The 24,381-nt window shown below is 48.1% G+C and carries 18 protein-coding genes; 3 read left to right on the plus strand and 15 right to left on the minus strand.

Annotated features, from left to right (window positions below):
• Positions 1 to 250: 250 nt before the first annotated feature.
• The 4 genes from potD to potA form a co-directional block, all read right to left on the minus strand.
• Positions 251 to 1,294 (minus strand): spermidine/putrescine ABC transporter substrate-binding protein PotD, encoded by a 1,044-nt coding sequence (gene potD / locus GN208_RS15885; RefSeq protein ID WP_004234795.1) that lies wholly within the window; start codon positions 1,292 to 1,294, stop codon positions 251 to 253.
• 217 nt (positions 1,295 to 1,511) lie between these two features.
• The gene (gene potC, locus GN208_RS15890) at positions 1,512 to 2,294 is read right to left on the minus strand and encodes a spermidine/putrescine ABC transporter permease PotC (protein ID WP_004234794.1); all 783 of its coding nucleotides are present in this window, start codon (positions 2,292 to 2,294) and stop codon (positions 1,512 to 1,514) included.
• Positions 2,291 to 3,151, minus strand: a complete 861-nt coding sequence (potB, locus tag GN208_RS15895; protein ID WP_004241187.1) for a spermidine/putrescine ABC transporter permease PotB — start codon at positions 3,149 to 3,151, stop codon at positions 2,291 to 2,293. The genes potC and potB overlap by 4 nt, the downstream gene beginning before the upstream one ends.
• Positions 3,135 to 4,250: a spermidine/putrescine ABC transporter ATP-binding protein PotA gene (gene potA / locus GN208_RS15900; RefSeq protein WP_004234784.1), complete on the minus strand. Its 1,116-nt coding sequence runs from the start codon at positions 4,248 to 4,250 to the stop codon at positions 3,135 to 3,137. Before potA ends, potB begins: the two co-directional genes overlap by 17 nt.
• 415 nt (positions 4,251 to 4,665) lie before the next feature.
• Between potA and ahpC the strand changes: the two genes are divergently transcribed.
• Entirely contained in the window at positions 4,666 to 5,229 is a 564-nt protein-coding gene (ahpC, locus tag GN208_RS15905; RefSeq protein WP_004234783.1) for an alkyl hydroperoxide reductase subunit C, read from the plus strand.
• Positions 5,230 to 5,301: 72 nt separating this feature from the next.
• Positions 5,302 to 6,876 carry an alkyl hydroperoxide reductase subunit F gene (gene ahpF, locus GN208_RS15910; RefSeq protein ID WP_036418089.1) on the plus strand — a complete coding sequence of 525 codons (1,575 nt, stop codon included), beginning with the start codon at positions 5,302 to 5,304 and terminating at the stop codon, positions 6,874 to 6,876.
• Between the two features lie 51 nt (positions 6,877 to 6,927).
• Here ahpF and yidZ read toward each other — a convergent pair whose 3' ends face one another.
• On the minus strand, positions 6,928 to 7,893 hold the full coding sequence (gene yidZ, locus GN208_RS15915) for an HTH-type transcriptional regulator YidZ (RefSeq protein ID WP_004234780.1): 966 nt from the start codon (positions 7,891 to 7,893) through the stop codon (positions 6,928 to 6,930).
• Positions 7,886 to 9,070: an MdtL family multidrug efflux MFS transporter gene (locus tag GN208_RS15920; protein ID WP_004234779.1), complete on the minus strand. Its 1,185-nt coding sequence runs from the start codon at positions 9,068 to 9,070 to the stop codon at positions 7,886 to 7,888. Before GN208_RS15920 ends, yidZ begins: the two co-directional genes overlap by 8 nt.
• A 446-nt stretch (positions 9,071 to 9,516) precedes the next feature.
• Here GN208_RS15920 and GN208_RS15925 point away from each other — a divergent pair, with 446 nt between their 5' ends.
• A complete protein-coding gene (locus tag GN208_RS15925; protein ID WP_004234767.1) occupies positions 9,517 to 9,918 on the plus strand; it encodes a hypothetical protein in 402 nt (133 codons plus the stop codon).
• 49 nt (positions 9,919 to 9,967) lie between these two features.
• On the opposite strand, the gene GN208_RS15930 is transcribed toward GN208_RS15925, so the two are convergent.
• The 9 genes from GN208_RS15930 to GN208_RS15970 form a co-directional block, all read right to left on the minus strand.
• Positions 9,968 to 10,306, minus strand: coding sequence for a sel1 repeat family protein (locus tag GN208_RS15930; protein ID WP_004234764.1), 339 nt, complete (start codon positions 10,304 to 10,306; stop codon positions 9,968 to 9,970).
• A 37-nt stretch (positions 10,307 to 10,343) separates the two neighbouring features.
• Positions 10,344 to 10,814, minus strand: a complete 471-nt coding sequence (locus tag GN208_RS15935; RefSeq protein WP_004234762.1) for a polymer-forming cytoskeletal protein — start codon at positions 10,812 to 10,814, stop codon at positions 10,344 to 10,346.
• Positions 10,815 to 10,989: 175 nt separating this feature from the next.
• Positions 10,990 to 11,169, minus strand: coding sequence for a hypothetical protein (locus GN208_RS15940; RefSeq protein WP_004241178.1), 180 nt, complete (start codon positions 11,167 to 11,169; stop codon positions 10,990 to 10,992).
• A 67-nt stretch (positions 11,170 to 11,236) separates the two neighbouring features.
• Entirely contained in the window at positions 11,237 to 11,539 is a 303-nt protein-coding gene (locus GN208_RS15945) for a hypothetical protein (protein ID WP_225310128.1), read from the minus strand.
• Positions 11,540 to 11,891: 352 nt separating this feature from the next.
• Positions 11,892 to 12,200: a helix-turn-helix transcriptional regulator gene (locus GN208_RS15950; protein WP_004241177.1), complete on the minus strand. Its 309-nt coding sequence runs from the start codon at positions 12,198 to 12,200 to the stop codon at positions 11,892 to 11,894.
• 931 nt (positions 12,201 to 13,131) lie between these two features.
• The gene (locus tag GN208_RS15955) at positions 13,132 to 21,795 is read right to left on the minus strand and encodes an Ig-like domain-containing protein (protein ID WP_243828477.1); all 8,664 of its coding nucleotides are present in this window, start codon (positions 21,793 to 21,795) and stop codon (positions 13,132 to 13,134) included.
• Between the two features lie 175 nt (positions 21,796 to 21,970).
• Positions 21,971 to 22,444: a hypothetical protein gene (locus GN208_RS15960; RefSeq protein WP_015422280.1), complete on the minus strand. Its 474-nt coding sequence runs from the start codon at positions 22,442 to 22,444 to the stop codon at positions 21,971 to 21,973.
• 193 nt (positions 22,445 to 22,637) lie between these two features.
• Positions 22,638 to 22,931 (minus strand): helix-turn-helix transcriptional regulator, encoded by a 294-nt coding sequence (locus GN208_RS15965; RefSeq protein ID WP_024474345.1) that lies wholly within the window; start codon positions 22,929 to 22,931, stop codon positions 22,638 to 22,640.
• A gap of 686 nt (positions 22,932 to 23,617) precedes the next feature.
• Entirely contained in the window at positions 23,618 to 24,355 is a 738-nt protein-coding gene (locus GN208_RS15970; RefSeq protein WP_004234746.1) for a glycerophosphodiester phosphodiesterase family protein, read from the minus strand.
• Between the last annotated feature and the right edge of the window lie 26 nt (positions 24,356 to 24,381).

Consider the following 24,381-nt stretch of genomic DNA (forward strand, 5'->3'; position numbering starts at 1 on the left):
CCCTTATACATCAATGTATTAGATAATAATTGAATTAAAACAATTAGTTGAAATGATTACAAATCTACATGTGACAGGTGTCATTTATGTTTTTCTATAAACCGCTTTATTGATTCAATCACTGTTTAATAATTAAAAACATTTTTGTTTAGCTGCTTATATATCATCGCAATGAAACTATTTAGGTTATGTCACTTTATTGCAGGCATAAAAAAAGCACCCGAAGGTGCTTTTTTTATCGTCAGTAACATTAACGACCGGCTTTCAGCTTCTGATAATAGCTTTCATAAAGCACGCTGGCGTCACCCACATCATCCTGCCACTGCCCTTTGCGGATAGTTTCCTCATCCGGATAAAGTGATTTGTCATTCACAATCTCAGCCGGGAGCAGTTTTTTCGCCGCCAGGTTCGGGGTCGGATACCCGATAGTCTGTGCGACCTGTGCCGCAATTTCCGGACGCAGCAGGAAATCAATCAGCTTATGTGCGCCTTCCGGATTTTTGGCATTAGCCGGGATAGCCAGACTGTCCATCCAGAAGATACCGCCTTCCTCAGGCCAGACAACATCAATATTCAGGCCGGACTGACGCGCCACATAAGCGGAGCCGTTCCAGATCATCCCGACATTCACCTCCCCTTCCATAAACGGGTTGGCCGGGTTATCGGAGTTAAACGCTAAAATATTCGGACGCAGTTTTTGCAGCTCTTTATACGCCTGCTCAATTTCAGCCGGGTCGGTGGTATTTGCTGAATAACCCAGTTTGCTCAGGGCAATCTGGAACACTTCGCGGGCATCATCGGTCATCAGCAGGCTGTTTTTGTACTCCGGTTTCCACAGATCGGCCCAGGAGGTCACAGATGACGGATCTATCTCGTCACCGTTAATCCCGATAGCAGTTGCCCCCCAAATATACGGGATCGAGTAATCATTTTCAGGATCAAACGGTTTGTGCAGCAGATTCGGATCCAGATTATCAAAGTGACTCAGCTTTGATTTATCGATCTTCTGCAGCATCCCCTCGTGACGCATTTTGGCGACAAAATAGGTTGAAGGCACCACCAGGTCATAAGCCCCGTCTTTGTAGGTCTTCAGTTTGGTGTACATGCTTTCGTTGGATTCATAGGTGGAGTAAATCACCTTGATTCCGGTCTCTTTGGTAAACTGCTCTAATAACCCCGGCGGAACATATTCCGTCCAGTTATAGAAATAGAGTGTTTTACTGTCATCTGCTGATGCTGAACTCAAGCCCGCTGCCAGAATACCGGCACCAAGCAGTAAGGACCACTTTTTCATTTCAGTGTTTCCCTCAACCCGGGTTAATCAGTGAATATCACAGGCGGTAACGCCCCCTTTATTAATTAAGCAGAGCAATTATAAAAGCGGAAAAGCGGGGGGTAAAGCAACGATTACGTCATAAAACGGTAACAGAATTGAAAATTCTGCGGCAATACGGGATTATTCACAAAATAAACCGGCGGATCCGCTGAAGACCGCGCCGGTAACAGAAAGGTTACTGCTGTTTGTGTGAGCGGTCACGCAGCACAAGCTGACTGATGATGACCATAAACAGCGAAAGTGCCATTAAAATCGTGGCCAGCGCATTCACTTCCGGTGAAACCCCGACTTTTACCATCGAATAGATTTTCAGCGGCAGAATTTCATAGCTCGGCCCGGTAACAAATGAGGAAACCACCACGTCATCCATCGACAGGGTAAAGCTCAGCAGCCAGCCCGCAATCACCGCCGGTAACGCCAGCGGCAAAATAATCTTGCGCAGAATGGTAAATTCCCCGGCGCCCAGATCCCGTGCCGCTTCCAGCATTTTCACGTCAAAATCTTTCAGCCGCGAATAGACCGTGACCACCACAAACGGCAGGCAGAAGGTAATGTGCGAGAACAACAATGACCAGAAACCGAGCGACACCCCGAGGATCATAAACAGTACCAACAGGGAGATTGCCATCACGATATCCGGTGACATCATCACCACAAACAGCATGCCGCCGACAAACGGTTTTCCTTTGAACCGGTAGCGGTACAGTGCCACCGCTGTCAGTGAACCGATAACCGTGGCAAATGTGGCAGACAGAATCGCCATCGTTAGTGAATGACCCGCCGCCTGCAACAGGCTGTCATTATTGACCAGTGTGCTGTACCAGTCAGTCGTGAACCCCTGCCAGTTGATCCCGAAACGGGATGAGTTAAAGGAGTTCACAATCAGAATGACAATCGGGATGTATAAATAAGCATAGATGATGGTCATAAAACCACCGCGTAACAGGCGTCCTATCATTCCAGTTCACCCTTCTTATTTAACATTTTTGCCGCACGGTAATAGACATACAGCAGCAGCCCCATCGCTGCGGTCAGGAAAATGCTGGTTGCCGCGCCAAACGGCCAGTCACGGATGTTCAGGAACTGGCTTTTTATCACGTTCCCAATCAGCAGGTTTTTCGCCCCGCCCATCAGATCCGCCACATAGAACAGCCCCATCGCCGGTAACAGTACCAGCAGACAACCGGCGATAATACCCGGCATGGTCAGCGGCAGAATAATGCGGAAGAAGGTCTGACATTTATTTGCCCCCAGATCCCGCGCCGCTTCCAGATAAGATTTGTCGAGCTTTTCAATACTGGAGTAAAGCGGCATCACCATAAACGGCAGCAGAATATAGATAAGCCCGAGCACCACCGCTTCAGAGGTATACATCAGCTTAAAGGGTTTATCGATAAGTCCGGTCCATAATAAAAACTCATTCATATAGCCGCGCGTGCTGAGGAATATTTTCAGCCCGTAAATGCGGATAAGCGAGTTTGTCCAGAACGGAACTATCAGCAGGAATAACATCAGTGGCCGGTACTTCTGCGGCATCCTTGCAATAAACGCCGCAAAAGGATAGCCGATCAGCAGGCAGCAGACCGTGGCAATCACCGCCATATTGAACGAGTGCAGCATTACCTGTGCGTACATCGGGTCAAACAAGCGGCGGTAATTGTCGAGGGTAAAGACCATATCGACCAGATTCGCGTCATTGCGTGTCAGGAAACTGGTGCCGATGATCATCAGATTGGGCAGGAAAACAAACAGCAGTAACCAGGCGACAATCCCCGTGATCACGATAGTCTGGAATGGTTTACGCGTCATTTTCATCGCCCAGCACCACCTCCCAGCTTTCGACCCACGTCACCGCAATCTTCTGATTCAGTGAGTGATCCACATCCGGATCATCCTCATTAAAGAACTCACTGACCATCACCCGTTTGCCGTTTTCCATCTCCACTTCGGAGTCCAGCGTCATTCCTTTATAGTTGCGCTCGCGGACATAGCCGATAAGCCCGGCAATCGGCTCATTATCATGGATCTCTTCAACGCGCAGATCCTCCGGACGCAGCAGCACATGCACCCGCTGCCCCGGTGTGACATCCAGGGTGGTGTAAATATCACACTCGTGCCCCTCGACATTTGCGCGGATCCGCTGTTCATCGATCCGGTGCAGAACATCCGCATCAAAGATATTTATCTCGCCGATAAACTGCGCCACAAACAGGTTTTTCGGCTCTTCGTAGATTTCACGCGGTGTGCCGTCCTGCTCGATCCTGCCGTCACGCATCACAATGATACGGTCAGACATGGTCAGCGCCTCTTCCTGGTCATGGGTGACAAACACAAACGTGATCCCCAGCTGACGCTGAAGGGCTTTCAGTTCACTCTGCATCTGTTTGCGCAGTTTGTAATCCAGCGCGGAGAGGGATTCATCCAGCAGCAGCACTTCCGGTTTATTCACCACCGCACGGGCAATGGCAACACGCTGCTGTTGTCCGCCGGAAAGGTGACCCGGTTTGCGCCCGGCGAAATCTTCCAGCTGCACCATTTTCAGGGCTTCTTCCACGCGCTGTGTGATTTCATTTTCCGGGGTTTTCTGCATGCGCAGCCCGAACGCGACGTTTTCAAAGACCGTCATGTGCGGAAACAGGGCATAACTCTGGAAAACAGTGTTGATATGGCGCTGTTCAGCGGGGATATGGGTAATATCCTGGTCGCCGAGCATAATAGTGCCTTCATCCGCATCCTCAAGCCCGGCGATTAACCGTAAAACCGTGGTTTTACCGCACCCGGACGGACCCAGAATGGTGACGAACTCACCATGATTAATTGTGAGGTCGAAATGCTTAATTATGTTCTTGTCATCAAAGCTTTTGCTCAGCCCTTTCAGGGTGACAAGTGGTGTCAGAGAGGTTGTCTCAGTCATTTATGCTATTCACTCTATCCCGGAGGTCATGCAGATAGAACCGTAACTGAAAAAAGACTGTTAAAGCAGATTGGTCTACTTATGGCCAATGCCCAAAACCAGTTACGCCGTCAAAAAAAGAAGAGGGCATAATAAACACAGCGACCTTAAAATGAAAGCTGAAACGTCATCACGCCACTAATTTTTTGTTCATCTTTATTCATACATATCTTAACAATCATCCCCCTGATTGAATGCATTTTCAAACAGGAATGCGATCTTATTGTCCGTGCGCAATATCTGCCGTTTTGGCGCTGTAAACTATTAAAATAAACCCATCGTTAGATAAAACCTATCACATCGATAGCAGCAAGCCATTGGCTTCCCCGCGTAGCTTCCCGTATTGTTATTTTCAACGAAACAGGAGGAATCATCTATGTCTTTAATTAATACCCCAATCAAACCTTTCAAAAACATGGCATTCAAAAACGGTGAATTCATCGAAGTCACCGAAAAAGACACCGAAGGCAAATGGAGCATTTTCTTCTTTTATCCTGCTGACTTCACCTTTGTCTGCCCGACTGAGTTAGGCGACCTGGCTGACCATTACGACGAATTCCAGAAAATGGGCGTGGACATCTACTCTGTCTCCACTGACACCCATTTCACCCACAAAGCATGGCACAGCAGCTCAGAAACCATCGGCAAAATCAAATATGCCATGATCGGTGACCCGACCGGCGCACTGACCCGTAACTTCGAAAATATGCGTGAACTGGAAGGTCTGGCTGACCGCGGTACGTTCGTTGTTGACCCGCAGGGTATCATCCAGGCGATTGAAATCACCGCTGAAGGTATCGGCCGTGACGCATCTGACCTGCTGCGTAAAGTAAAAGCGGCTCAGTATGTTGCCAGCCATCCGGGTGAAGTCTGCCCTGCAAAATGGAAAGAAGGTGAAGCGACTCTGTCTCCGTCACTGGACCTGGTCGGTAAAATTTAAGACCCCCTCTCCGTCTTCTTTCTTATTTACTGTTATCGGGTGCATTGCACCCGATTTTTTAAGGGAATAATCATGCTCGATAACACAATGAAAGCGCAGCTTAAAGCGTATCTCGAAAAATTAACCCGTCCGGTTGAGCTGGTATCAACCCTTGACGACAGTGCTAAGTCCGGTGAAATCAGGACATTATTACAGGAAATCGCTGAGTTATCGCCGAAGGTTACCGTTCGCGAAGATAACAGTGCTTCTGCACGTAAGCCGTCATTCCTGATTGTAAATCCGGGACAGACTCAGGGTATCCGCTTTGCGGGCTCCCCGCTGGGTCATGAATTCACCTCACTGGTGTTAGCACTGTTACAAGTCGGCGGTCATCCGTCGAAAGAAGCACAGGAATTACTGGATCAGGTGCGTAATCTGGAAGGTGAATTCCATTTTGAGACCTACTATTCACTGTCATGCCATAACTGCCCGGATGTGGTGCAGGCACTGAATCTGATGGCGGTGCTTAATCCGGATATCACACACACGGCCATTGACGGCGGTCTGTTTCAGAATGAGATCTCCGAACGCAATATCATGGGCGTGCCGGCGGTTTTCCTGAATGGCAGCGAGTTCGGTCAGGGCCGTATGACACTGGCGGAAATCGTCAATAAAGTCGACAGCAATGCCGGTAAACGTGCAGCCGATGCGCTGAATCAGCAGGCGCCGTATGAAGTGCTGATTGTCGGCAGCGGCCCTGCCGGGGCATCCGCTGCCGTGTATGCCGCCCGTAAAGGGATCCGTACCGGACTTATCGGTGAGCGTTTCGGCGGCCAGGTGCTGGATACCGTGGATATTGAAAACTATATCTCCGTGCCGAAAACCGAAGGCGCAAAACTGGCGGCGGCACTGAAAGTGCATGTGGAAGATTACACTGCAGATGTGATTGATAACCAGAGCATCACCGCACTGATCCCGGCCACAGAACAAGGCGGCCTGCATCAGTTACAGACCGCGTCCGGTGCGACTCTGAAAGCGCGCAGCGTCATTATCAGTACCGGTGCCCGCTGGCGTAACATGGGCGTTCCGGGCGAACAGGAATACCGCACCAAAGGGGTAACTTACTGCCCGCACTGTGACGGCCCGCTGTTCAAAGGGAAATCTGTGGCGGTGATCGGCGGCGGTAACTCCGGCGCGGAAGCGGCTATCGACCTGGCCGGTGTGGTGGAACACGTCACCCTGCTGGAATTTGCCCCGGAACTGAAAGCCGATGCGGTGTTACAGCAGAAATTACGCAGCCTGGCAAACGTGGATATCATTGTGAATGCACAAACCACCGAAGTGCTCGGCGACGGCAGCAAAGTGACCGGTTTACAGTACAAAGATCGCGTATCCGGTGAGCTTCACACACTGACACTGGCCGGGATTTTCGTTCAGATTGGCCTGCTGCCGAATACGCAGTGGCTGAAAGGAACACTGGATCTGAACCCGATGGGTGAGATTGTGGTCGATGCCCGTAACGAAACCAGCATTAAAGGGGTGTTCGGTGCCGGTGACTGTACCACCGTGCCGTACAAACAAATTATTATCGCGGCAGGCGAAGGGGCCAAAGCATCACTCAGTGCCTTTGATTACCTGATCCGCACCAGTACCAGAACCGCTGAATAGTCCGCTGTTCAGTTGTTGTACCCAAAGGCATCCGGGGGCGGATGCCTTTTTTTATTCTCCGGTAAACGCCGCCACACTCTGCCGGATTTGTTCCCGCAGCCAGCGGGTTTTCTGATTATGCGCGTTGCGTTTATGCCAGAGCATCAGAAACGGAATATCCAGCTGCCGGTAAAATGATTCCTCAAACGGCAGCGGGCGGCACTCCAGATCCAGCTGAAATTTCGTCACATAGTGGCGGCAGTAGCCCGGTGCACAGGTGATCAGTTCATGTCCCGGATGCGCGGCCATCTGCAATGATTGTTCAAAAGAAGAATAAGAGAGCCGGATCTGCCGCGAATAACCGAGATCATGCAGCAAATCATCCAGCGCCCACGGGATCCGGTTAGCATATTCCGTACTGATATGCGGGTATTTGATCAGATTACTGATTGTCCACGCCTCACTGAGCAGCGGATGTCCGCGCCGGATAAACGCCAGCGGCCTGTCTGTGAACAGCAGATCAAAATTGACAATATCCGGGATCGCGCTGATGCTCTCCCGCGACTTCGGGTAGCTTTCACGCCCGAGCAGCCCGATATCCGCCTCTCCCGCAATCACCTCACTGAGTGAGTTATAATCCCAGTCACGGATACTGACCGCCGACTCCGGATAGTGATTCAGGATCGTGACCGCCAGATCATGCAGCATGATCAGGTTCAGCGGTTCTTCCATCAGCAGACGGAACTGAACCCCTTTCGGGTTATCGCTGTCGCGGATCTCCGCCACTGATTTGGCAGTATGCAGAAATTCCGGCAGCACGCCTTCGAGACGCAGCATCAGCGGTGTCGGTATTAACCCCTGCGGACTGCGGATAAACAGCGGATCATCAAACCAGGTACGCAGTTTGGTCAGCGCTTTACTGACCGCCGAAGGGGTCACTGCCAGCCGGGCCGCAACCAGGCTCACGCTCCGCTCTTCCAGCAGATACTGGAGGATGATAAGCAGATTTAAATCGAGGCGGTGCAGTGATTTATTCATAAAGCGCCCGGCGGTTTCCGCTGCTGACAGGATATCGTCTCAGTAATATCGCACCCGCCAACGCGGTTGTCAGCAGAATAATCAGCAGCATTGCCACCGCGCCGGTTTCCGCGGCGGCCATCAGCCGGATATAGAGTGAGGCAAAACTCAGTTGGGCAATGGCCAGCACAGAACTGGCCACACCGGCACGTTTTGCAAACGGCGACAGCGCCTGACTCATGATAATCCCGAACATCAGTGAAAAGCCGGCACCGCACAAGCCAAACACAATAATCAGTATCAGCGTGTATTCCGCACCGGACAAAAATATTCCCAGCAGCGCGGCATTGAGCAGGAACAAGCCCAGCGCGGTATATAAAATGGCATCACTGCTGAAGGCAGCGATAATTTTCGGCATGGAAAAAGAGACACTCATGCTGACCATGGCAAGCAACGCCATCGCCGCTGAAAACTGACCGGATGTAAATTGCATTTGTCCCATCAGAATAATCGGCGATACATTCACATAAGTCAGGATCACGCCCATTCCCAGGCAGGAAATCACCAGTCGTGTCAGGAAAAAAGCATTCAGAAAACCTTCCGGCTGTTCGTCTCCGGCTGCTGCCGCTGTTTCCGCCGTGTGTTTATCCGGCCGGGTCTCTTTAATAAAGAACAGACAGAAAATAATGCTCACCAATGCATAGCCCGCAGAAAAGTAAAACATCACAGACCAGTGAAAATACAGCAGGATAAGAAAACCAATTACCGGCGCCAGCACCGGCGCAATACAGGTAATTCCGTTCATCATAGAGAGGATTTTTGTCCGTGCCGGGCCGGGAAGGACATCACGCAGCAGGGCAAACGTCACCACATAGCAGAACCCGGCACCGGCGCCCTGGGCAAAACGGGCGCCGAGGAAAAACCCGGTGGTGACAGCGGACCCGGCAGCCACCGAAGCCAGACAAAAAATAACGGCACCAGCCAGTGCCACAGGTCTGCGCCCGATATGGTCAGCACACCATCCGGCAATCAGCATCATGGCCGCCATTCCGGCAAGATATATGGAGAATGCTGTATGCAGCGAGCTTTCCGGGGCATTCAGATCCACGGCAATCTGCGGAATACCGGTCAGATGCAAATCCACCCCTAGCGGGTACATCAGCACAATCCAGAAGCTGAAAATCACATATTTAAGCATCACACTATCCCCGTCAGAAAGTCATCTGCGGGATTGTAACTATCTGTTTTTCCTTACCCTACTGATGATTGGTAAAAGGACGTTTTCCGTTTTGGAAAAGACTGTTTCCTGTCACGACATAACAGAGCACAGCGGGAACATATTTTTATTTACTCTGCAGGGAAATACCGGTTATATATATACTATGATGCTTATTATCACTCTTATAACGTGTATGTAATCATATCCTCTGCACCAGGAATTGCTTATATTGCGTTACGACAAATTTAATAATAAAAAACATAACCATTGGTATATTTATTGCCAAAATACCCAATAAAAACACGATAATATTATGTTTATTTCGTCACACTCTATTCATATACAAACACCGCAGACATACTTTAATGTATAGCCCTCTCTGTTTTTAAAATCAGATACAATATATACCCGCCAGAGGAGTTATCATGCGTTTTAAAACATTAATTCTGATTTCGGGATTACTGACCACATTGTCCGGCTGTACCACCCCATCACGGCAAATGGCCTCTCAGCCCGCGCAACCTGCGGCCGTGCCGGTAAAACTGCTCCCTGCTCCGGCACAGAATTCCACCAGCGACAGCTGTATTGATGATATGTATCTGCTGCGTAAAACGAATGCCAATGATTACCGTGTATTATCCGGAAAATACAGTGAAGTGATGAATGAGTTTAATTTCCTGCGGGAAAATGAAAGCATCATGGACAATGATATTAAAATTTATATGAAAAACAGCCTGACGATAAAACTCGGGAAGGTATGCAGTGATATCAAACTGAGCGCATTCCGCTCAATCAAGAAAAAATCCAGTCTGAATGCCGGTTCATAAATAAAAAAGGCTTGCAGTTAATACAAGCCTTTTTAGTCTCTGTTTATTATCAGTCAGGGTTCTGTTCAATAATATCCAGGCAATACTCAGAAAACAGATTAAGAAATGCAAAATAGTTTTTTTCATTATAATACTGAAGCGCCAAAAAACGTTTTGCATCTGAATCGCCTTTTCCGGCCGCAATAAGCAAATAATACTTTCCCTTTTCAATATCTTTGTTCACACCGTAACGTCCGGTGAGATACAACGTTCCCAGTAAAAACTGAGCATTTGTCTCTCCCTGCCCTGCTTTTATACTCAGCAGCTCAACATTTTGCGGCGGCGTCCCCGCAGAACAAAGTAACGGGATAAAAAGCAGCGCTATCAAAATCCGGGAATATATTTTCATTTTTCCTTTATCCGTTAACAGTGTGCCGGGGTAAAGATTATTTTTGATTTATTGTCTTTTCTTTACCGGCAACAACGATATCAGGGTTTACTTTATTACTCTTATAGGGTTCGGACTGGCCGGTAAAACGCCCGCCTGTAATAATAGAAAATGCTTCAGCGCGGCACACACCATTAAGTTCGCCCTTTTGTAAAATTTCCGTATTTTTAGCACAGCAGGTGCCCATCATAAGACCATTGATTGAAACATGCTCCGCAGTCACATCACCTTCAATAACGCCTTTTTCCATAACGGAAACTTTAAAAGCCCCGGCATTGATATTCCCTTTCACTTTCCCGTATATTTCAATATTTCCCCCGGGAGTCATATCGCCGGTTATTTCACAGCCGGTTCCCACAATAGTAATACTTTTACCGGCTGGTTCATTTTTTACCGGTTCTGCTTTTACCGGTTCCGCTTTCATGGGTTCTGCTTTATCTTTTTTATCGTCTTGTCTGAATAATGCCATAAAAAAACGCCTTCCTGTTGTGATGAAAAATAATACAAAGAGAAGCAAAAAATAGATGCTCATATGAAAATACAATTTTCTCCCGGAAGAGATAATCGCTATCAGTACTCCTCCCCAGAGAAACCAGAGACTGTATAAATACAAATGTATTTTCATTCGTTCAGCGTCTTTATGCTTACTGGTATACCGGCACATCACTGATACAATTTATATTGATCTGGATATGCACACCATTCTCTTCATCGATATAAAACACGACGTTATCACCGTCATAGTGATATTTAATATCACAATCCTGTTTAACAAATTTTTTCATTATATTTGCCAAATCAGTTTTCATATCATCAAAAATCATAGTTCCTCCTGATGTTCAGGTTTAAAGTGACAACAAATACATCTGAACAGAACTGCATAAGATAAACCTATGGTTTCTCATCATAGATAACCATATAACTGCTGGTATTTAATAAGTTATTTTTTTGATTATTTTTCAGATCTTTTTCCAGGTCACCGCCGAATCCGGTTTGTACATCGTACCCGTTGTTATCGAAGAATGCCTGCCAGGCACCGGCGATCTCATCCGAGTAAAACTGATCACCGGATTCATCGCGCTGCACCGGAACCGCCGGTAATGTACTGAACACATCACTGTGCGGGATCCGGCTGCCGGGCGGCACTTTTCCGGCAGGCTCCGGCAGTGTGGTCAGATCCATCGGAAACGGCATGCCCCGTCTGCCGGATAAAAAGCGGTTTCTGAGATCATCCGGAGACACGGCGACAACTGCCCCTATACCCTCTATTGTTTCCGATATTACCGGCTCAGATTGTCTGACCACCGGTTTTGATGCAGAGGATACTGCAACTGAAACCGGAAAAATAAACGGTAAGGAAAACAGCAGATATAATCTTATTTTTTTCATATTAAATTTTTTATATGACATAAACATAAATATGTCCCGGTCCCGGATTTTCAGAGTTAATGATGATAAAATAATTTATCAATAAGTACCGACGATATCCCCATCATAATGGTTTTATGCATTATTTCTGTATAAATATACTTTATTATTGTTTAAATCATTTTCCGTAATCATTATAGTACGATTGTTCTATTCTTCCTTCATGCTCTCCGACCTTATGATGGTAATAGCTTCCTAATACCGAGAATAAATTATTAACATCGTTTGGTGTCATTTGAAGAGCAGCAAAATAGCGCATAAGCATATCCAGGTTAAAACAATTCACGCCTCTTTCATAACGGGAGATCTGTTGCTGACTGATACTTAAGATTTTTGAAAGTTCAATACCGGATAACCCGAGCTGTCGGCGTTTATTTTTAAGAGCCTGGCCTATTACGCTGGAAATAGGATGAATATTTTTAATCACAAATCCTCCTGACGACTACATTACACTCTGACTACTATTTATTATAAATAAAACAATATGCATTCTGTTTTATATGCCATGTGAAATAATGATAATCACTGAAAAGATAAACTAATATACTACATGCCTGTTTAAGACACCTCCTTCTTCAGTTAAAAAAGATAAGCATGATAATACATTTTCACTCCACGTGAGAGTAAAAATGCTATTTTCAGCATTCATTTTGTTAAGTAGTTAACTATTTTATTGATAACAATATCAGAGCGGCAGAGATTAATGCTCTCTGCTATCCTGTGTACGGATAAACATTATCGTCACTGATATGTCAGCTGTATTTCTTTTTCTTATCGCCGGGAAAATTGGTATTACAAGACGATCGCGAAGATCATTTTGTCGCCATTTACCTGTTATCGTTAATAACCTTCTTTATATAAGTTATTTTATTTTCATGTAAAGAGTAAATGACTTATGGCGGTGTGTGCAAATTTTTATTCACCTCTCCATTCAAATCGAACAATAGATTAAACCTATCAATAAAAATTTATTCATACCCAAAAAATAGCATAATAAGTCAAATTTACTAATTACATCAGTAAGTTAAATTGAAGTGACTGTTTTTACACAATAAATACGATTTATCCTAAATATTCCCCCCACTCTTCTCGCGATTACGTTTGAAGCACTCTGTTACAAAATAAGCATTTTTTATTACCTTTTCACCAAAACAGAATACCAATTAATAACATATTTTTAAAATTTTATTCCTTAAAATAATACTAAATCAGACGACAAAACCAGACGATTATTCAAATATATTAATCATATCCAACATTATTAACCATAATCATAGTGTTATTGCAAAATAAAGAAGCCACAGACATTTCTGTCTGTGGCTTTTATTATTGTTACTGATTAATAGTAACCTTTCTTATTAAGTTGGTTCTGTTGATGACACCGTTCCTTTTGGTACCACCTCTACCTCATTATTAGCATCCACCACAATATCAAATACAATCCATTGCGCTTTTGTAGGTACACTCGCGTCCGGAGCATCAAAGCTCATCATTCTCGACGTACCCGGCTTCAGAGTTAAATCCTTATTCAGGAAAATTTGTACCTTGGCTGTTGATAACTTGCTATCCGGACCGGAGAAGTTTTTAACGAAATACGTATAAGTCCCCTGATGCGGTGATGTCATCGTAATGGTTTCGATACCCGGAGCAGAGCGGTCATCCTTATCCAGTGATGCATCCGAACCTGCCGGAGATTTAGTGCTGTAGTACACATGGTACCGTGCACCACCGCCGACACGCGGAACCATTAAGTGCGAATCCAGATCTCCCGGAGCTTCACTCCACTGCAGAATAATACGGCCGAACTGTGTTCCCAGCGCCGGAGACAATGCAAACTTAAAGTTTGTATCCGCGCCGCTCTTCACGACCATAAAGTCATCGTAGTCGTCATAATTATTCGCTGTGATCTTAACTGCGTATTTGCCGCCAACCAGATCAACCTTAAACTTACCGGTTGTATTCGTTGTAGTTTCGTACAGCAATTCAGATCCATCTTCCGAGAAAATCTTAACGTGTGCGCCGTTAACCGGCTTATCTCCGGCTGCAACCGCATCAATGACCAGCACTGACGTTGAGAACAGCTCTTCAAAGGAGACTTTCTTATCCGCATTAACCGCAGCCTGACTTCCCTGTGCGGCACTGACCACAATGTCATAGACCGGTGTTGTGGTACTGGTCAGTTTAACCGTGGCTTTCCCTTCTGCATCTGTCTGCTGAGAAGTTGCGGAGAATGTTGCAGCGGCACCGGCGGTACCTGACCAGTTCACGGTGATGTCACGGACAGGGTTACCGTTCGCATCATTGACTTCAGCAATGAATTCAAAAGAATCCGTACCGTTCGCAATTTTCCGTGTCTGTACGCCGTTAAGCTTCACATTCGTGATAATGGCTGTTGCACTGTCCGCGGTGAAATTCACCAGCTTATCTGCATCAACCGCATCACCAGTAATACCTTTTGCATTGACCATGATGTCATACGATGCAGTCTTCGTACTCTTCAGGGTAATTTTTGTCTGCCCTGCCGCATCCGTATTTTCGGTGGTGCCCAGCGTGACATTATCCGCCACAGTCAATACTGTTACAGCACTACCGGCAACCGGGTTACCGTTGGTATCTGCCACCGTTACAGTGTAAGTAAAGGTGTTGGTTCCGTTGGCAATTTTGCTGGTTACCGCATCATCCAGTTTCACACTGATCACTTTTGCTGCTGCTGCATCCGCCGTAAAGCTGACCGTCTTATTGGCTGCCACTTCAGCAGTCGAAGCATACTGAGCCTTCACAGTGATATCTTTAACCGCTTTGGTCGTCGATTTCAGCGTGATAACTGCCCGGCCCTCTGCATCCGTTTTACTTGTTGTCGCTGACAGAACAACGTCTGTACCTTTATCCTGCGTCCATTTCACATCCAGATTCGCCTGGCGGATCGGGTTGCCGTTGCTGTCCGTTAACTGCGCGGTATAGGTAAAGTTGTTGGTGCCGTTTGCCACTTTCTCAACCAGATCACCATCCAGGGTCACTGTGCTGACATGCGCTGACGTCAGGTCATGGATAAAGCTGACCGTCTTATCGGCTGCCACAACCGGCGTACTTTCATACTGTGCACTCACCGTAATGGTATCGACCGCTGTTGTGGTGGAAACCAGGGTGATGGTTGCCCGGCCATCAGCATCCGTTTTACTGGTCGCTGCTGACAACGCGACATCGTTACCTTTGTCCTGCGTCCATTTCACCACCAGATCCGCTTTGCGTACCGGGTTGTTGTTAGCATCCACCACCTGAGCGGTGTAGGTGAAGTTGTTCGCACCATCGGCCACCTTCTGTACCACATCACCAGTCAGTTTCACGGTACCGATTTTGGCTGACGCCAGGTCATAGATAAAGCTGACCGTCTTGTCTGCCGCAACTTCGGTGGTATCCAGATACTGAGCTTTCACGGTGATGGTATCCACCGCTTTTTTGGTTGACTTCAGGGTGACAGTCGCCTGACCGTCAGCATCCGTTTTAGTGGTTGCCGCTGACAGTGTGACATCACTGCCTTTGTCCTGCGTCCATTTCACATCCAGATTTGCCTGACGGACAGGGTTACCGTTACCGTCCACCAGTTGTGCAGTGTAGGTAAAGGTATTCACGCCATCGGCAATTTTCTCAATCACACCATCTTTCAGCGTCACAGTACTGACGTGTGCGGATGTCAGGTTATAGATAAAGCTGACGGTTTTATTCGCTGCCACTTTCGCGGTGCTTTCATACTGCGCACTCACGGTAATGGTATCGACCGCTTTTGTGGTGGAAGTCAGAGTAATCGTCGCTTTACCGGTGGCATCCGTTTTGCTGGTTACATCCGACAGCGTCACATCCGTACCTTTATCCTGCGTCCATTTCACATCCAGGTCTGCTTTACGGATCGGGTTGTTATTCACATCCACCAGTTGTGCGGTGTAAGTGAAGTAACTCACGCCATCCGCGACTTTTTCTGTCACTGTACCGCCCAGCGCGACCGTACTGACATGCGCTGACGCCAGGTCATAGATAAAGCTGACCGTCTTATCGGCTGCCACAACCGGCGTGCTTTCGTACTGCGCACTCACGGTGATGGTATCAACGGCTTTTTTGGTGGAGGTCAGGGTGATAACAGCCTTACCGTCCGCATCCGTTTTACTGGTTGTGGCCGACAGCGCAACATCATTGCCCTTATCCTGCGTCCATTTCACCACCAGATCAGCCTGACGGATCGGGTTACCATTGTTATCAACTAACTGCGCCGTGAAGGTATAGTTATTTGCCCCATCAGCAATTTTCTGCACCACATCACCGGTCAGTTTCACCGTACCGACTTTGGCTGACGCCATGTTATAGATAAAGCTGACAGTCTTATTCGCCGCAACTTCGGTGGTTTCCTTGTACTGCGCTTTCACCGTGATGGTATCCACCGCTTTGGTGGTTGATTTCAGGGTGACCGTCGCCTGACCGTTGACATCCGTTTTAGTGGTTGCCGCTGACAGCGTGACATCACTGCCTTTGTCCTGCGTCCATTTCACATCCAGATTTGCCTGACGGACAGGGTTACCATTGCCATCCACCAGTTGTGCAGTGTAGGTAAAGGTATTCACACCATCGGCAATTTTCTCTGTTACATCATCTTTCAGCGTCACAGTACTGACGTGTGCGGATGTCAGGTTATAGATAAAGCTGACCGTCTTATCCGCCGCCACTTTCGCGGTGCTTTCATACTGCGCACTCACGGTGATGGTATCAACGGCTTTGGTGGTCGAGGTCAGCGTGATGGTTGCTTTACCGTCCGCATTGGTTTTACTGGTCTCAGCAGACAACACGACATCATTGCCCTTATCCTGTGTCCATTTCACCACCAGATCCGCCTGACGGATCGGGTTACCGTTGGTATCGACCAGTTGCGCGGTATAGGTGAAGTTATTCACACCATCCGCCACTTTCTGTACCACATCGCCGTCCAGCTTCACGGTACCGACTTTGGCTGAACTCAGTTCATAGATAAAGCTGACCGTCTTATCCGCAGCAACCTCAGCCGTTTCTTTGTACTGTGCTTTAACCGTGACGTTATCGACGGCTTTTGTGGTGGATTTCAGGGTGATGGTCGCTTTACCATCGGCATTGGTCTGACTGGTTGCCGAAGACAGCACGACATCATTACCTTTGTCCTGCGTCCATTTCACATCCAGACCGGCCTGACGGACCGGGTTACCATTGCCGTCCACCAGTTGCGCGGTGTAAGTGAAGGTATTCACACCATCCGCCACTTTTTCAATAACAGCGTCGTCAAGGGTCACCGTGCTGACTTTGGCCAGATTAACGTTATAGATAAAGCTGACCGTTTTATCCGCTGCCGCTTTGGCGGTACTTTCGTACTGCCCGCTGACACGGACATCATCCACCGCTTTTGTAGTCGACGTCAGTGTGACTGTGGCCTGACCATCCGTGTTGGTTTTACTGCTGACAGCAGACAACGTCACATCATTGCCTTTATCCTGCGTCCACTTAATATCCAGACCGGCCTGACGGATCGGGTTACCGTTGCCGTCCACCAGTTGTGCGGTGTAGGTAAAGGCGTTCACACCGTCAGCAACTTTTTCCGTCACATCACCGTTGAGGGTAACTGTACCGACTTTGGCGGAGGTCAGTTCAAAGATAAAGCTGATCAGCTTATTCGCATCCACTTTGGCGGTACTTGCGTACTGCGCACTGACGCGGACATCATCCACGGCTTTTTTGGTGGAAGTCAGAGTGATGGTTGCTTTACCGGTGGCATCCGTTTTACTGGTTGTGGCCGACAGAGTAACATCCGTCCCTTTATCCTGGCTCCAGTTCACCACCAGATCGGCCTGACGAACCGGGTTCCCGTTGCCGTCCACCAGTTGCGCGGTATAGGTAAAGAAGCTGACACCATCCGCCACTTTCTGTACCACATCGCCTTCCAGAGTCACGGAACCGACTTTGGCTGAGGCAATGTTATAGATAAAGCTGACGGTTTTATCCGCCGGCACGACTGCCGTTTCCTGGTACTGCGCGCTGACACGGACATCGTCCACCGCCGTGGTGGTCGAAATCAGCGTGATAGTCGCTTTACCATCGGCATCAGTTTTACTGACAACGGAGGACAGTTTTACCGCCGCACCTTTATCCTGGGTCCATTTCACATCCAGGTTTGCTTTGCGGACAGGGTTACCGTTGCTGTCCACCAACTGTGCGGTATAGGTAAAGCTGCTGGTGCCGTCTGCCACTTTCTCCGTGACAGCGCCATTCAGCTCCACAGTGCCGACTTTGGCCATATTAATGTTGAAGATAAAGCTGACAGTTTTGTTTGCCGGTACCACAGCCGTTTCTGCGTACTGTGCACTGACACGGATATTCTCCGCTGCTTTTTTGGTCGACGTCAGAGTAATCACGGCTTTACCGTCCGCATCCGTTTTACTGGTTGCGGCTGACAGCACCACATCACTGCCTTTGTCCTGCGTCCATTTCACATCCAGATCCGCCTGACGGATCGGGTTGTTGTTCTCATCCACCAGTTGTGCCGTGTAGGTAAAGCTGCTGAGGCCATCGGCGACTTTTTCAGTCACACTGCCGTTCAGTTCCACCTTGCTGACTCTGGCTGAGGCAACGTTATAAATAAAGCTGACGGCTTTATCCGCCTGAATAACCGGCGTACCGGCATACTGCGCACTGACACGGATGTTATCCGCCACTTTGGTGGTGGAGATCAGAGTGATAGTCGCCACACCGTCTGCGTTGGTTTTGCTGGTTTCCGCCGACAGCACCACATCGCTGCCTTTGTTCTGCGTCCACTTCACATCCAGATCTGCCTGACGGATCGGGTTACCATTACCATCCACCAACTGCGCGGTATAGGTAAAGCTGCTGAGACCATCAGCCACTTTCTGAGTGACATCGCCGTTCAGCGTGACTTTACTGACCTTCGCGGTGTCGATGTTATAGATAAAGTTAACACTCTTATCCGCATCCACACTTACCCCGCCGTCCAGCGCCGCGCTGACAAGAACATTGTCCATCGCTTTATTGGTACCGGCTAAGGTAATGGTGATTTTACCTTCCGCATTGGTAGTGCCTGTTACCAGTACAACTGCTGCCGGATTATCTGCGGATGCAGTAACCGGGACACCCTGGATCGGGTTACCATTATTATCCTGAACCAGGACGGTATAGGTGAAGTTATCTGTACCGTTGGCAACTTTGGTTGTCTGATCACCGTTTAACAGCACACTGCGGACAGCCATCGAGCTGTTATCAGGTGTGATACGGACAACGGTGGTTTTACCGGCTGCGTCTGTGGCGTTGATCGCACGGACAGTCGCATCACCCACACGGGTACCGGTCAGTGTAAAGGTTGCCTCACCGTTGCTGCCGGTAACGACATTCTGATCACTAAGCTGGCCGAGTGTGGTTGTCAGGTTAACGGTATTACCCGGGATCACGTTATTAAAGGCATCTTTCACCGTCACGGTCAGCATCGCCTGCTCAGTACCGTCAGCAATAATGGCTTTCTTGTCACTGATCAGGGACGTGATGGTTGCGGTGGACAGATCCGGAACAAAGGTCAGAACCGCAGTTTCACGGCTGTCATTGATACTGAAGGTATAGTTATCCTGACCCGCTTTGGTATTGGTGATATTCACCCGCAACTGACCATTACTGTCTGTCAGACCACCGGCAGGCTGAGTCAGATAACCGGCAGTTCCCGGTACTTTGATTGTCACCGGTGCACCGGCGATCGGGTTGTTGCGGTTATCAGTGACGGTTACCAGAACACTGTTCTTCGCTTTACCATCCGCCGCCGAATTATCCTGAGTTACCACAACACTCTGAATCTTCGCGGTACTGATATCCGCGATAAACTGTGCTGTCACACTCTTCGACGTGCCCGTTCCCTCAACCACCAGTTTGGAATCCCCGGCCGTTTCACTGCTGAACCGGATAGTGACCTGGCCGTTGCTGTCAGTCTGCTGGTTCGGATCCGCGACTGTCGCACCGTTATCCGCTCTGGACGTTAACGGGAAGTTTTCCACCAGGTTATCGAACTGGTCAGTCACCGTTGCCACAGCGATGTTTTTCGCCTGGCCGTCAGCCACTGCTTTGTTATTGGTTAATTCAAGGGTTTTAATTTTTGCTGTATTGATATCAGCAATATAGGTGATTGCTTCGGTACGGCTGTTACCGTTACGCATTTTGGCTTTCAGCAATCCTTTACCGGCGGATTTACTGATAATTTTCACGGTTGCCGTGCCGTCCGGCCCGGAGATCACGGTCAGTGTCTGGCCGCTGTTGCCGTCCGCATCATAAATGGTCACGCCTTCCGGATTTTTCAGACCGGAAACGCTGAAAGTCACTGCTTTATTCGGCAGCACTTCGCCCTTGTCATTCTGTAACAGCGCCACAGCGGTAAACTGGTCACTGTTGTTGGCGATTAAGGATTGGTTCGGCGTGACGGTCAGTTTGGTGATGGTTTCCACTGACGGAATAACATTCACCCACATTTCTGCGGTGTTGGACGGGTTACCCTCGTTATCTTCACCGACAGCGGTCACACGGTAGCCCTGCGGCCCGCCGTTACGATCCATAAAAATATATTCCGGCAGCGTAATATCTGCCGTGGTCAGCCCGGTCTGTTTGATTTCACCGCCGTTTGCCAGCAGTTCAGGCGCTGACCAGCGCAGAGATTTCAGACCGTATTTGGCTTTCAGCACACTGACCGTCACCGGCAGTGTCTGTGCCGCTTCACCGTTGAGTGTCGGCGGCAGGGCAATCCGCAGCAGTTCCTGCTTACGGTACTGCATCACAATGTTGTAGTTTCTGTCGACGAAGTCGTAACGGTTACCCGCCAGGTTACGCATCAGATCAACATTGTCGGTATCCAGCTGCTGTGACAGCGGCACGCCGAAACGGTAGGAAAGTTCCATTCCAATCTGGCTGTCGTTGGAATCACCACGGGATGTCTGACCTTTGAACGTGATCAGCGGGAACGGGGTGTAACTGAGCCCGATGGTGGAGACCGACGGGTTACTTTTCAGTTCACCGGAAGAGGTGGTACTGGCCAGGCTGACGCCGTCACCGAAGTACTGTTCATATTTTGCAAATGCGCCTAACTGCGGATAATCAGGCAGATAGCCCTCCGCACGGATATCAAACCCGTTAGCCGGGCGTTCATCGTAATCGCGCATTTCGTGCAGTTTTGACTGGTGCCAGTCTGTTACCCTGAAGTAGCCGTTAGCCGCAAACTTCAGGTAATTGGCCCATAACTCACCGCCGACACCGACCCGCGAGTTACTGCCGGTGATATCGTAGTCATAAAAGCTGTTAACCCCCCACATCCAGCCGTCTTCATACTGACGATAGCCCAGACCGAGGTTGGTGGTGGTACGTTCTTCATTAGCGCGAAGCCCGATCTGTGAGAAGAACAGGCTGTTCGGATTATCAACTAACGGGACCAGTACATCCGCATCACCGGTTTTATTGCTGCCGAACTGAATACGGGCGTGGCCCACCTGGTTCAGCCAGTCATTCACCTGCTGGTTAAGCAGGTTTTCACCGATACCGCGCACATAGCCGAGAGATGCATCCACCGCATCCTCACTGGAGAGGATCTGCCCGGCCTGTGAGGCGTTACCCGCCAGACGGGCTTCATTCTGTGCCGCTTCATCTTCCGGAGAAATATCCGGCAGACCGAGGGTCGGCAAGGCACTGAAGATATCATCGGTCCGCACGGTATTATCGCGCGGTGCCGGGTTCGCCGGGTCAGGCAGCGTGCTGACACTCATCGGGAACGGCATGCCGTTCTGTCCGGAGATAAAGCCACTGTCCGAACCAGCCGGCATCACGCCGTATTCACTGCCGGACGGCATCTCAACGGTAAATCCCTCACCGCTCAGAGTGCTGCCGGAAGCGGTTTTTCCGCCCTGTGGTTTCGGAGGCGGAGCCGGACTCGGAGATGTATCCATCAATGCATTAAGTCCGTCAAATGTTTCTGACATGATTAATTCATTGTCATGTTCTGCCGCGTAGGCAACAGATAATGTTGCCGTCGACACCGGAAAAAATAACTGCAAAAAGAGTAACAGATAGGCTGTTACCCTCTTTGTTTTTGAGTAATACGAAGTCACAGGCATGAATACATCCCCGAAATAAGATTAAAAATCCAAAAAAAAATTAAATATCAGAAAGTGCTTTTATTTTATCCTTCACACCAATGAAACCTGCGTACTGAACTTTGGTACATAAGGTGTCCAGTTTTTTATTCAGTGTCATGGATAACACTTCACGGGAGTCTTTATCCATAATCTCTTTATTGACGTTTAAGAAGGTATAGTTCTGATTAATACGTCCGTAGCTTGATGAGAAATCATTAAATTCAGCCTGATTTACGCCTTTAAGAAAATTAAATCCGTCCACACAGGCGTTATTGGTGGATGCAATAACAATCCCCTGAGATGCCATTTGTTTACTTCCCACATACGCCTGTGCCGCGTTATTACCGGTCACATTAGGTGTCGCGGAACGGGTTTGCTGTTTTACCGGCGGGTTTTTAACTGCTGCCGTGTTTTTCTTTACCGGTGATGTTGAGCAGGCAGAAATAACCAGTGAAAGCCCGGCTACAACGAGTGCTTTTTTGTTAATCATCATTTTCATTCATTCCTATTTATAAAATTAACTCTTACAGAGAGAAATTACAGGTTTAATAAAAACACCTGCCTGCTGATGATATGAAGTTAATGCAACATATTATTAACAGCATTCAGATGTCATCAGACAGAAAAAGGTTGGTGATATTAAATACACGCGTAAAGGGAGAGTCATAACAGTTGGATAGTCAGCATTACGGGTTATCAGTGTCATCTGTATCTTCCGGTCCGGAAATAACAGACTGATAATGGGTGCTGATAATGGAGAAAAGTTCGCTGATCTCACGCTCCGTCATTCCCAGCGCCGCACAATACCTGAGCATGACATCCGGACTGAGCACCGACAGCCCGCGTTCATAGCGGGATATCTGCTGCTGACTGATATTCAGTTTCTCAGCCACTTCCGAACCTGTTAATCCCTGACTTTTTCGCCTTCTTTTTAAGAAAAAACCAACTTCTTTCAATAGAGATATATTATTATCACACATAGCAAAACCTGATTTACCCGGGATATTTAACTCCTTTTAGGTTTATCCGGAATAATTAACGATAGTAATAAACATAAAAATCCCGTTATTACACACTATATCCACCGGAGAATCAGACCGGAAAGGTAACGATCCCTGTTAATTACTGCATCCTTTATCGGAAAAGAAGCCAGCCACTGCCTTTTATTTTCAGTTGATATTATTCAGCCAAATACAAATTAAGTGAGTTTAATCCCGGTTATTCAGCAGCAATAAAATCACTGATAACAAAATAATACCGATAAATCATCACTATCAGATCGGGTAAAGAATAAGTGAATCCGGAGCAGTCATGCAAATAATCATTCCTCTTTCGTTGCCTTAAGAACAATTGGTGAAATCTATCTGTGAGTAACCACAAATAGTAATAACAGGGAAAATAGTCATGTAATTTCAGTTCATTATATAAAAACAAACAGGATGGGTAATGATGGTGTCAGAAAAAGGATATTTGAGATAACTCCCTGTATGATTAAACCTGTATCACTTTGTTACAGTTTTTATCCTCTTTTTGTTCATCTGATAATAATAAAAAGAATTTTATTATGATTTATTAAATATAACTCCAATAACTTGTATTTTCGCCAGTCAAAATAAAAACACCGGCCTGTCGGAAGAGGCCGGTGTAATACTGATGCAATATAGCATTAAGAAAAACGATTTTCGTCCCTGTATATTGCAGGGTTATCCGTTATCAGCATTCCCACTCCCCAGTCCGCATAATGCGCGACCAGCTCCGGATAATTCGGTGTATAGCAAAAGATCTGATAACCGGCCTTTCTCAGCGATTTCGCCGTTTCTTCCCGCAGAAACAGCCAGTCGCAATGCACACTGAACGCGTCAATCTCCTGAAGCAGTGCCAGAGGCTGCGGCGGAATTTTTTCCCAGAGCTGTCCGCGCCGGATGTGCGGCATCCGTTTGTGCATATGGCGCAGTGTGCGGGTATCAAAGCCGGAAAACAGAATCCGCTCTGCCGGGAAATTCTGCATTTCAAGTACTGCTGCGGTGGCTTCACACAACCGGGCAATTGCGTGGTCGCTGTCTGTCAGCTCGGTTTTCAGTTCCAGGTTCAGATGCAATCCGGATTCTTCCGCCAGCACCAGCAGGTCGGTCAGCAGCGGAATTTTTTCCCCCCGGTATACCTCCCCCGCCCATAACCCGGCATCCAGTGCCCGCAGTTCGCGTAAGGTCAGATCCGTCACTTTCCCGCTGCCGTTGGTGGTGCGGTTCACAGTTTCATCGTGGATCAGCACCGGCACGCCGTCAGCGCTGAGCTGAACATCGGTTTCAATCCACAGACAGCCAAACTCCGCCGCCTGCCGGAATGCCGCCATCGTGTTTTCCGGTGCACGGGCGGCAAAGCCGCGGTGTGCTGCAATAATCATAATCTGTTCCTTTATACAGAGAGGCC

Origin of the sequence: Morganella sp. HSTU-ASny43 (assembly GCF_022819185.1) — a bacterium.
Lineage (GTDB): Bacteria > Pseudomonadota > Gammaproteobacteria > Enterobacterales > Enterobacteriaceae > Morganella > Morganella morganii.

What these genes read in the sequence shown, in the direction of transcription:
- ahpC (WP_004234783.1), top strand. Translation starts at nt 4,666, where the DNA reads ATGTCTTTAATTAATACCCCAATCAAACCTTTCAAAAACATGGCATTC.
- GN208_RS15920 (WP_004234779.1), bottom strand. Translation starts at nt 9,070, where the DNA reads ATGCTTAAATATGTGATTTTCAGCTTCTGGATTGTGCTGATGTACCCG.
- GN208_RS15960 (WP_015422280.1), bottom strand. Translation starts at nt 22,444, where the DNA reads ATGATGATTAACAAAAAAGCACTCGTTGTAGCCGGGCTTTCACTGGTT.
- GN208_RS15965 (WP_024474345.1), bottom strand. Translation starts at nt 22,931, where the DNA reads ATGTGTGATAATAATATATCTCTATTGAAAGAAGTTGGTTTTTTCTTA.
- GN208_RS15945 (WP_225310128.1), bottom strand. Translation starts at nt 11,539, where the DNA reads ATGCCGTTTCCGATGGATCTGACCACACTGCCGGAGCCTGCCGGAAAA.
- GN208_RS15925 (WP_004234767.1), top strand. Translation starts at nt 9,517, where the DNA reads ATGCGTTTTAAAACATTAATTCTGATTTCGGGATTACTGACCACATTG.
- potA (WP_004234784.1), bottom strand. Translation starts at nt 4,250, where the DNA reads ATGACTGAGACAACCTCTCTGACACCACTTGTCACCCTGAAAGGGCTG.
- potD (WP_004234795.1), bottom strand. Translation starts at nt 1,294, where the DNA reads ATGAAAAAGTGGTCCTTACTGCTTGGTGCCGGTATTCTGGCAGCGGGC.
- ahpF (WP_036418089.1), top strand. Translation starts at nt 5,302, where the DNA reads ATGCTCGATAACACAATGAAAGCGCAGCTTAAAGCGTATCTCGAAAAA.
- potC (WP_004234794.1), bottom strand. Translation starts at nt 2,294, where the DNA reads ATGATAGGACGCCTGTTACGCGGTGGTTTTATGACCATCATCTATGCT.
- GN208_RS15970 (WP_004234746.1), bottom strand. Translation starts at nt 24,355, where the DNA reads ATGATTATTGCAGCACACCGCGGCTTTGCCGCCCGTGCACCGGAAAAC.
- GN208_RS15940 (WP_004241178.1), bottom strand. Translation starts at nt 11,169, where the DNA reads ATGATTTTTGATGATATGAAAACTGATTTGGCAAATATAATGAAAAAA.
- GN208_RS15955 (WP_243828477.1), bottom strand. Translation starts at nt 21,795, where the DNA reads ATGTCAGAAACATTTGACGGACTTAATGCATTGATGGATACATCTCCG.
- GN208_RS15935 (WP_004234762.1), bottom strand. Translation starts at nt 10,814, where the DNA reads ATGGCATTATTCAGACAAGACGATAAAAAAGATAAAGCAGAACCCATG.
- potB (WP_004241187.1), bottom strand. Translation starts at nt 3,151, where the DNA reads ATGAAAATGACGCGTAAACCATTCCAGACTATCGTGATCACGGGGATT.
- GN208_RS15930 (WP_004234764.1), bottom strand. Translation starts at nt 10,306, where the DNA reads ATGAAAATATATTCCCGGATTTTGATAGCGCTGCTTTTTATCCCGTTA.
- yidZ (WP_004234780.1), bottom strand. Translation starts at nt 7,893, where the DNA reads ATGAATAAATCACTGCACCGCCTCGATTTAAATCTGCTTATCATCCTC.